Here is a 256-nt window from a genome sequence, read left to right as displayed (position 1 = left end):
CCGTTGGAAACAAGGTAAATTAAGTAGCGTTGTTGAAAAATCCAACCTTCTTGGTGGAAACGCACCAGGTGTTGATGGAGAGACGGTCAATCGCTTTACTGGAGAAGCTATCAGCAGAACAACCGTTAAAGCTGCAGAAGGCAATAGTGGTTTAGGGAGAAATATAAGTGATGTTTTGGAAGCATTAAAAAAAGGGACATTGAATCCTAATGATACAGTATCAGGAATCGATGGAACAAACGATGCTTTACATAAA

Annotated in this window: 1 protein-coding gene; it reads left to right on the top strand. The window is 39.8% G+C overall.

The features are described from left to right. Positions 1-256 (top strand): hypothetical protein (locus tag ACFVYJ_RS13815; RefSeq protein ID WP_463255442.1); only part of this gene is annotated, 256 nt, incomplete at both ends.

The organism is Pontibacter sp. JAM-7 (assembly GCF_048548695.2).
Classification (GTDB): Bacteria; Pseudomonadota; Gammaproteobacteria; order Pseudomonadales; family Balneatricaceae; genus Neptuniibacter.
This window is presented reverse-complemented; position numbering and strand designations above follow the sequence as displayed.